We start from the raw sequence: 8,827 nt of genomic DNA, 5'->3' as shown, positions 1-8,827 counted from the left end.
GCAGCCGATCTTCGCCGCAATCGACATGACCGCCTGCCAGCGCGACGCGTGTTGACCCTCGTTGTCGAGAACCAGCCGCACCGCGCGCTCGCGCACTTCAGGGGAGTTGGAGCCTCCGGCAAACCCGGCGCGGTTCATGGTGGTGGTCCTGGGCATCGTTGCTCGATACAACGGCTTCTCCATTCTGGCACTTGTCCACTACATCAAGGATGAGTTGCTGCTCGTCCTCGGCACCTCGTCCTCCGAGGCCGCTCTCCCGAGTCTGATGGAAAAAATGGAGAGGGCCGGTTGCGACCGCTCTGTCTTGGGACTTGTCGTCCCTACGGGCTATTCCTTCAACCTTGACGGCACCAACATCTACATGGCGCTTGCTGCTCTGTTCATTGCGCAGGCGATGGACATTCCGCTTTCCTGGGAGGATCAGCTGCTGCTTCTGCTTGTGGCCATGATCAGCTCGAAGGGCGCAGCGGGGATCACGGGTGCCGGGTTCATCACACTGGCAGCAACCCTGTCGGTCGTCCCTTCGATACCGGTGGGCGGCATGGCGCTTCTTCTCGGGATCGATCGCTTCATGTCGGAATGCCGGGCGCTGACCAATCTGGTCGGCAACGCCGTCGCGACGATCGTCGTTGCCCGCTGGGAGAACGAGCTCGATCAGGATGCGTTCGCCGCAGCCCTGCACAAGTGATATGCAGGCCTGCGCGAACTTGCGTCAAACTGCGCAAGTTTTGATCCCGCGGGGCAGCGAATTTTTATTGATCGTTCGTTAGAAGAGCGTATTTTGGTCAATATGGCTGACCCATTCGCGGGTTGAAACAGGAGATACGGAATGTACCCCTCACACGCTCCCGGTGAGCGGACCATCCATTTGGCGACGCGGTTTCCGGCCGGGATGTCCGGCGTGGTATCCGGCGTGGCGAGGTGCAGTGCGTGTTGGGTGAGGGGCGGCGCTCGTGTGGGGCGCGCCGGGTCCGGTCTGCGTATTGAGGGATAACATGACGGATAATCTGCAGAATTGCGCGCTGTCCCGGCGCGGTGCGAAGATGCGCGCTTCGGAAATTCGGGAACTGCTGAAGCTTCTGGACAAGCCCGGCATGATTTCGTTCGCCGGCGGCATTCCCGATCCGGCGCTTTTCGATGTTCAGGCGTACCGCGACGCTTATGCATCGATCCTGGCGGAAGACGCCAATGCGCTCCAGTATTCCACCACCGAGGGCTACGCGCCCCTGCGTCGCTGGATCGCGAGCTACATGAACGCCAAGGGCGTGCCCTGCAACGAGAGCCACATTCTGATCACGCATGGCTCGCAGCAGGCCCTGGACCTGATCGGCAAGCTGTTCATCGATCCCGAGAGTGAAATCGTGACGCTGGCGCCGACCTATCTGGGCGCCCTGCAGTCCTTCTCTGCCTACGAGCCGTCCTATCGGGCCGTGCGCTTTGCGAATGGCAAGGCGGAGACCAACATTACGTCCGCGCGCATTCTTTACCTCGTGCCGGATTTCGCCAATCCCACGGGCGAGACCCTTTCGGTCGAGGATCGTAAGGCCGCCATCGAGCTTGCCCACCGGACCGGTGCCGTGATCGTGGAGGATGCCGCGTATACGGAACTTCGCTTTGAAGGGGAAAGCGTGCCGCCCATTGCGGCGCTGGACGCCGAAATGTCGGGTTCGTTCGAGGACACCCGCACGCTTTTCTGCGGCACGTTCTCGAAGACGCTGGCGCCGGGTCTGCGCATCGGCTGGATCTGCGGTCCGACCGCGCTGATCCAGAAGCTGACGCTCATCAAACAGGCGTCCGATCTTCACACCGCCACCATCAATCAGCAGGTGACCTATCGCATTGCCGCAGACCAGTTCGAGCAGGCGGTTGCAAAGGCCAAGGAGGTCTACAAGGTTCGCCGGGATGCGATGCTGAATGCCCTGAGGAAATACGCGCCCAAGGGCATGGAGTGGACAGAACCGGCCGGCGGCCTTTTCGTCTGGGTCAAGCTGCCGGAGCAGCTGGACGCGGCGAAGCTGCTGGAGAAGGCGGTTGAGCGCAACTTCGCCTTCGTTCCCGGTGGGGCCTTCTTCCCTGACGGGACCGGTAGCAATTACCTGCGCCTGAGCTACTCGCTGCTGCCGGAGGAAACCATCGACCTCGGCATCAAGAAGCTCTGCGAGCTGGTTGCCGAAGAAATGGCGTAGGGCTCGGTCACCCGGAATCGGCCCCCGAGGGGCATATTTGAAAAGCCGTGGCGGTCCCGCGGCTTTTCTTTTTTGTGCGCCCCTGCAGCGGATCTGGCAGCGCAAACGAACCGGAAGGAACACTCTGCTGGCGGCCTGAGGGCCTCAGTTCCTCTGCTCCCCGTTGCTTGAAGCGTCCGCAATGATGTTCCGCTCCAGGGCGAAGACTTGCGCGGCGATCGCTTCGGCCGCGCGTTTCTCCGCCTGTCGGTACTCGCGCACGATGGTTTCACCCAGTGGCGAAAGGCGTGCTCCGCCGCCGGACTTGCCGCCCTGTTGCCGCTCGACCGTGGGCTGTCCGAAGATCCTGTCGGTTTCGTCGATGAGCAGCCACGCGCGCTTGTAGGACATCCCCATCGACCGGCCGGCCGCGGCGATCGAGCCGTATTTTGCGATTCGTTCCAGCAGCTCGACCTTTCCCGGACCGAGCCGCTTGTCCCCGAAATCGATTCGTAGGCTGATCGTCGCCATGCCCACTGCCCCCACTTCTACCTTCGCCCGGGTTACCGGGTTCTGTTGCTGGAGAGGATATGAACAACTGGCCGCCTGCGCCAGACCAACACGCAACACGAAAACCCGGAACTGTTTCAGGAAATGCGCACCAGCCGATGTAACGGTATTTTCGCGGGGCTCTAGCGGTTTGCCACGATGGACACGCTCTTGATCTGCGCGATCACGTCCTCGCCTTCGCGCAGTGCGAGTCGCATCGCGGAACGCCGGCTGATTCGCGCACGGAAAAGGCCGGTACCATTTCCCGGATCGAGCAGCAGACTGGTCTCATGCGCTCCAATGTCGTCGATACGGATGATTCGCACCGGAAGCGCGTTCAGGATGCTCGAATCAGCAGCGCGGCTGCGGGCGATGGACACGTCGCTTGCGGCGATGCGCACGCGCACGGGTTCTCCCGGCTGGAGGCGATCCCCCAGAACCAGCAGCCGCATGTTGTCCGATTGCACCGTGGCAATTCCGTCCGGGTCGATCCGCTCCACCCGCCCGCCGAGCACGGCGGCGAAGTCGCTGCGTGCGAAGAGCGGCGAATCGGGCGCCGACAGCACCTCGTTAAGCGGCCCCGAGGCAACGGCCTTGCCTTCCCGGAGCAGCACGAGATGGTCGGCCAGCCGCTCTACCTCGGCGATGTCGTGAGTGACAAACAGGATGGGGATTTTCAGCCCGGTGTGCAGTGCCTCGAAATAGGGAAGGATCTCATCCTTCGCCTGCCGGTCGAGCGCGGACAGCGGCTCATCCATCAGCAGCAGGCTGGGCTGCGAGAGCAGCGCGCGCCCTATGGCCACCCGCTGGCGTTCGCCGCCGGAGAGATTCGCCGGCGAGCGGTCGATGAGGCGGCCAAGGCCGAGCAGTTCGGCAACGTCATCGAAACGAATCACACCGGGTGATCTGGTCCGCTTCGCGCCATAGAGCAGGTTTTGCCGCACCGAGAGGTGGGGGAAGAGACTCGCCTCCTGGAAAACATAACCGATCGGCCGCCGGTGGGTGGGCAGGAAGACCGTGTGGTTCTGCCAGGTCTCGCCGCCCACCTGAATGGTTCCGGGGATGCGGTTGAGCCCTGCTACCGACCGCAGAATGGAGGTCTTGCCGCAGCCCGAAGGTCCGAAAAGGGCACTGATCCCCCGCATCGGCAGGGCAAGGTCCACGTTCAGGTTGAAGTTACCGAGCCGCCCGTCGAGCGCGATCTTGATCCGGTCGCTCATGACGCGTCCCCGCGAGGACTGCGCCGGCCCAGGATCGAGACGAGTAGGATCACGGCAAAGGAAAAGACCAGCATCAGGGCGGACAGTATGTGGGCCTCCCGCCAGCGCAGCGTCTCGACGAAGTCGTAGATGGCGGTCGAGAGAACCTTGGTCTCCCCGGGAATGTTTCCGCCGATCATCAAGACCACGCCGAACTCGCCCACCGTGTGGGCAAATCCCAGAACGGCGCCGGTGAGAAAGCCTGGCAGCGCCAGCGGAAGCGCCACGGAAAAGAACCGATCCCACGGCGAGGCGCGCAGCGTGGCGGCCACTTCGAGGGGCCTTCGCCCCATTGCTTCAAAGGCATTGCGAATTGGCTGGACCACGAAGGGCAGGGAATAAATCACCGAGCCGAATACCAGCCCCTCGAAGGTGAAGGCGAAGGTGCGCGCGCCGGTGAGCCAGCCGAACCATCCGCCGAGGCCGTTCGGCCCGAGGGCGATCAGGAGATAGAAGCCCAGTACGGTCGGTGGAAGCACCAGCGGCAGCGCGACGATGGTGGCCACGATCTCTTTCCATCGCTGTTCCGACCAGGCGAGCCACCACGCGATGGGCGTGCCGACGAGCAGCAGGACTGCCGTCGTGATCGACGCCAGCTCGAGGGTGAGCAGGATCGGTGACCAGAGTTCTCCCAACGTCGTTCCGCCCCTCCCGGTGTTGGATCAGCCGCAAGAATGCCTGTCTGTTCTTAACGGTTTGCTTCCGCGCGGCGCAGGCAGTCAAAGCGGTTTGACGTTACCATCAAGGTTTGAACTGCTCTGTTGTTCGCGTGCATAGCCGTAGTGCTTGATGATTGCACCGGCTTCGTCCCCTTGCAGGAACCGGATGAATTCCGTGGCAGCGGGGTTGTCCTTGCCCGTCTCGAGCAGCACCGCGTCCTGCCGGATCGGCCGGTAAAATTCCTGCGGCACCATCCAGCGCGATCCTCCCTGCATCTTGATGACTTGCCCGAGCGCGACGAAGCCGAGCTCTGCATTGCCGGATTTGATGAACTGCAACGTTTGGGCGATGCTTTGTCCCTGCACGATCTTCGCCTTGAGCGAATCATAGACGCCGAGCGCCGTCATGGCCTCGACGGCCGCTTCCCCATAGGGAGCCGCCTCGGGATTGGCGATGGCGATCTTCTCGAAATCGCCGTCGACCAGCGTTTCCTTGCCGCGAATCAGGTCCTCGTCCGCCGAATAGAGCATCAGCTGGCCGATAGCATAGGTGAACACGCTGCCTTCTACCCCATAGCCCTCGTCTACCGCCCGCTTCGGGCGCTTGTCGTCTGCTGCAAGAAAGACCTCGAACGGAGCCCCTTGCGTGATCTGTGTGTAGAGCTGCCCCGTTGCGCCGAACGAGAGAATGACCTGATGTCCGCTGCGGGCGGCGAAGGCCTTGGCCACTTCGTGGGCGGTATCGGCAAAGTTCGCCGCCACGGCTACCATGACCGTATCTGCGCGCACCGGAGCCGCTAGCAGAGTGAGGCAAAAAAGGGCGGGAAGAAATCGCCGCATTGATTGGGACCTTCCGTTATAGCCGATTGGCTATATTGCGCGAGATGATGAAGCGGCGCAAGCGGCACCGTGATCAACTGACGCCGCATCCGCCGTCGCGCAATCAGGGCAGGGAAGGCGGCAGTCGCTATGCTGCCGCCATAATCTGGCCCGCCTACTGCAGGTCGGCGAAGGCGGCCTTGAGGCGCTTCACCGCCTCTTCGATCTGGGAGCGCGGCATGGCCAGATTGAAGCGCAGGAAGGTTTCGCCGCCCTTGCCGAACGTTGGCCCGTAATTGGTGGCGATTCGCGCTTCCTTTTCGACGCGCCGCAAGACTTCCTTCTGGTCCATGCCGGTGCCCGAATAGTCCACCCAGGCAAGGTAGGTACCCTCGAGCGGCATGGAGCGTAGCCCCGGAACAGTGTTGATTCCCTCGTCGAAGATGCGCCGGTTGCCCTCGAGATAGTCCATGAGCGCGTCCACCCATTCAGCGCCCTCCGGCGAATAGGCGGCCGTCACCATCTGCATGCCGAACGAATTGGGCGAGATGCCGAGCGCCATCATGCGCTGAGCGAACGCCTTCCGGAGCTTTTCATCCGCGATGATGACGTTGCCCACATGGGCGCCGGCGATGTTGAAGGTCTTGGTTGCCGCGCTCATCATCACCAGCCGGTCGGCGATTCCGGGCGCTGCGACTGCCATCGGCGTATGCCGGTTGCCGGGGTAGACGAGATCGTGGTGGATCTCGTCGGAAACCACGATCAGGTTGTGCCGCTCGGCGAAGGCTGCCACGCCTTCCAGTTCCTCGCGGCTCCAAACGCGCCCGCCCGGGTTGTGCGGCGAGCAGAGGATGAGCATCTTCTCGCGCCCGGTCATCAGCCTGTCCCAGGCCTCGAAGTCCATCTCGTAGCGGTTGTTCGCGTTTTTCAGCGGCAGCTCCCGCACTTCGCGGCCGTTGGCCCGAATCACCCGGAAGAAGGCGTGATAGACCGGCGTCATCAGGGCCACGGCGTCACCCGGCTCGGTCCAGGTATCGACGCAGAGCGCCGTGCCGTTCACCAGGCCGTTGGCCGTGAAGATCCACTCCGGCTCGACCGCCCAGCCGTGCCGGTTCTGCATCCACCAGCAAATCGCGGCCTTGTAGTCGCGCTCGTCGCCGAAGTAGCCATAGACGCCATGCCGGATCATCCGCTCGAGCGCCTGCTGCACCGCCGCTGGCGGACGGAAGTCCATGTCAGCGACCCACATCGCTAGTGCGTCGTCCGGCGAGAGGCCATAGAGGGCTTCCAACGTGTCCCACTTGGAGCAGTGGGTTCCGCGGCGGTCGATGATTTCGTCGAAATTCATGGATATCTCCGGCTGGGATGGCTCAGGCGAACAGGTCCTTGAACTGCTGGCGCAGCACGTTCTTCTGGACCTTGCCCATGGTGTTGAGGGGCAGTTCGTCGACAATAGCGATATGTTTGGGCTGCTTGAAGCGGGCAAGCTGGCGCGCCATGGCTTCGCGAATCGTCTCGAGATCGATCTTCTCGCCGGGTTTCGGTACCAGCACCGCGACGACGCCCTCGCCGAAGTCCGGATGCGGCACGCCGATCACGGCGCTTTCGAGAACCCCGGGCTGCTCGTCGAGAATGAGCTCGATCTCCTTCGGGTAGACATTGTAACCGCCGGTGATGATGAGGTCCTTCGCCCTGCCGACGATCGTGACATAGCCATCCTCGTCGATCACGCCGATGTCTCCGGTGATGAAGAATCCGTCCTCCCGAAGTTCCTCCTTCGTCTTTTCCGGCATCTGCCAGTAGCCCTTGAAGACGTTGGGGCCGCGCACCTCGATCATGCCCGGCTGGCGGGCGGGCAGGGTGGCGCCCGTCTCCGGATTCGTGATCTTGAGTTCCACACCCGGCAGCGGGAAACCGACCGTGCCGGCGCGTCGCTCCCCGTCATAAGGGTTGGACGTGTTCATGTTCGTCTCGGTCATGCCGTAGCGTTCGAGGATCCGGTGGCCCGTGCGCTCCTCGAATTGCCGGTGCGTCTCGGCAAGCAGCGGCGCAGAGCCCGAGGTGAACAGCCGCATGTGGGCGACAAGCTCGCGCGTAAAGGCGGGCGAATCGAGAAGCCGCGTGTAGAAGGTGGGCACGCCCATCATGGTCGTGGCCTTCGGCAGCCACCGAATCACCTCGTCCGTCTTGAAGCCGGGCAGGAAGATCATCGTACCGCCGGACAGCATCACCGTGTTGCAGGCGACGAACAGCCCGTGCGTGTGGAAGATCGGCAGCGCATGCAGCAGCACGTCGCGCGAGTCGAATCGCCACTCCTTCACCAGCACTTCGGCGTTGGAGAGCAGGTTGTTCTGCGTAAGCATCGCCCCCTTCGACCGTCCGGTCGTGCCGGAGGTGTAGAGAATCGCCGCGAGATCGTCCGGTCCCCGGTCGACCGGCCGGAAGTCGGTGGCGGTCGAATCGGCCTTGTCCCGCAGGCTTCCCTTGCCTTTCCTGTCGAGCGTCTCGAACCGCGCGCCATGCGATTCGGCGAGCGGTGCGAGCGATTCGGTCTTGGCCGGGTCGCCCACCAGAAGTGCCGCGCCCGCATCCGACACGAAATAGGAGACCTCTTCCGTGGTGTAGGTTGTGTTGAGTGGCAGGAAGATGATTCCCGCCGCCAGGGCGGCACAATAGAGAGCGAGAGCTTCCGGTGTCTTCTCCACCTGCACCGCCATGCGGTCGTCGGGCTTGAGCCCGAGTCGGGTGAGGGTGGATGCGAAGGACAGGGCCATTGCGTGGAAGTCCCTGCCGCTCGTCTCCCGCCCGGCCGAATCGATGATGAAGGTTCCGTCGCGAAGGGCGAGCGGAGCAACCAGGCTGTCAAAAAGCGGATTGGTCACGGCGTCTTCTCTCCTCTTCCGGCTGGGGAAGGCGTTCCATCCGTGCTCCGACCTGCCCCCCTTGCTGGCTTGCGCGGCGCTGAAAGCCGAACGGATCGTATGTCGCCCGCCGCCCACTTGTCGAGCGCGCCGGCCATTGGCCCCGTAAGGACCGGAACGGCCTTGTTCATGGGGGGCATGGCGCCTTGTTCATGCGCGGATTGCTTCTTTTCCCGCCCGGGTGAATACCAAGGGCGCCCTCTGAACCGACGGAAAATCAATCACTTATCGGGATGCCTCCGCCGTCCTGACGCGCGTTTTTCACCGGTTGTTATCCATAAGCGGGCGGCGGAACGAATAAATTTGGACCGGTTTGAACAAACCCTGTTGACTTGGGAAAACGGCCAGCCTATATCACGACCATCAACGACGGCGGCGGCGCTGCCGGACGGAAGGACGGTTCGTCCTCAGATTTTTCTTGTGAGAGCTTTGATGCTTTCAGGGGTTGGGTTGAT

7 protein-coding genes and 1 pseudogene are annotated in these 8,827 nt (G+C 62.8%); 2 read left to right on the top strand and 6 right to left on the bottom strand.

All coding sequences use genetic code 11. From position 1 onward, the window contains the following. Positions 1–133: 133 nt before the first annotated feature. Together ABD906_RS10300 and ABD906_RS10295 are read left to right on the top strand one after the other, a co-directional pair. A pseudogene (locus tag ABD906_RS10300) lies at positions 134–688 on the top strand (cation:dicarboxylate symporter family transporter); the annotation flags it as partial. Positions 689–995: 307 nt separating this feature from the next. Further along, positions 996–2,186, top strand: coding sequence for an aminotransferase-like domain-containing protein (locus tag ABD906_RS10295; RefSeq protein WP_345099321.1), 1,191 nt, complete (start codon positions 996–998; stop codon positions 2,184–2,186). Positions 2,187–2,330: 144 nt separating this feature from the next. Here ABD906_RS10295 and ABD906_RS10290 read toward each other — a convergent pair whose 3' ends face one another. The 6 genes from ABD906_RS10290 to ABD906_RS10265 form a co-directional block, all read right to left on the bottom strand. Beyond that, complete coding sequence (locus ABD906_RS10290) at positions 2,331–2,696, bottom strand: winged helix-turn-helix domain-containing protein (RefSeq protein WP_345099320.1); 366 nt, start codon at positions 2,694–2,696, stop codon at positions 2,331–2,333. A 161-nt stretch (positions 2,697–2,857) separates the two neighbouring features. Beyond that, positions 2,858–3,934, bottom strand: coding sequence for a molybdenum ABC transporter ATP-binding protein (modC, locus tag ABD906_RS10285; RefSeq protein ID WP_345099319.1), 1,077 nt, complete (start codon positions 3,932–3,934; stop codon positions 2,858–2,860). Further along, on the bottom strand, positions 3,931–4,608 hold the full coding sequence (gene modB, locus ABD906_RS10280; protein WP_345099318.1) for a molybdate ABC transporter permease subunit: 678 nt from the start codon (positions 4,606–4,608) through the stop codon (positions 3,931–3,933). Before modB ends, modC begins: the two co-directional genes overlap by 4 nt. An 84-nt stretch (positions 4,609–4,692) precedes the next feature. Next, the gene (gene modA / locus ABD906_RS10275) at positions 4,693–5,403 is read right to left on the bottom strand and encodes a molybdate ABC transporter substrate-binding protein (protein ID WP_345099317.1); all 711 of its coding nucleotides are present in this window, start codon (positions 5,401–5,403) and stop codon (positions 4,693–4,695) included. A 223-nt stretch (positions 5,404–5,626) separates the two neighbouring features. Continuing rightward, positions 5,627–6,799 (bottom strand): MalY/PatB family protein, encoded by a 1,173-nt coding sequence (locus ABD906_RS10270; protein WP_345099316.1) that lies wholly within the window; start codon positions 6,797–6,799, stop codon positions 5,627–5,629. Positions 6,800–6,821: 22 nt separating this feature from the next. Beyond that, positions 6,822–8,333, bottom strand: coding sequence for a malonate--CoA ligase (locus ABD906_RS10265; RefSeq protein ID WP_345099315.1), 1,512 nt, complete (start codon positions 8,331–8,333; stop codon positions 6,822–6,824). Positions 8,334–8,827: the final 494 nt, after the last annotated feature.

The organism is Chelativorans composti (assembly GCF_039541695.1).
Lineage (GTDB): Bacteria > Pseudomonadota > Alphaproteobacteria > Rhizobiales > Rhizobiaceae > Chelativorans > Chelativorans composti.
The sequence above is the reverse complement of the archived record's forward strand: the minus strand, read 5'-3'. Positions and strand labels throughout refer to the sequence as shown.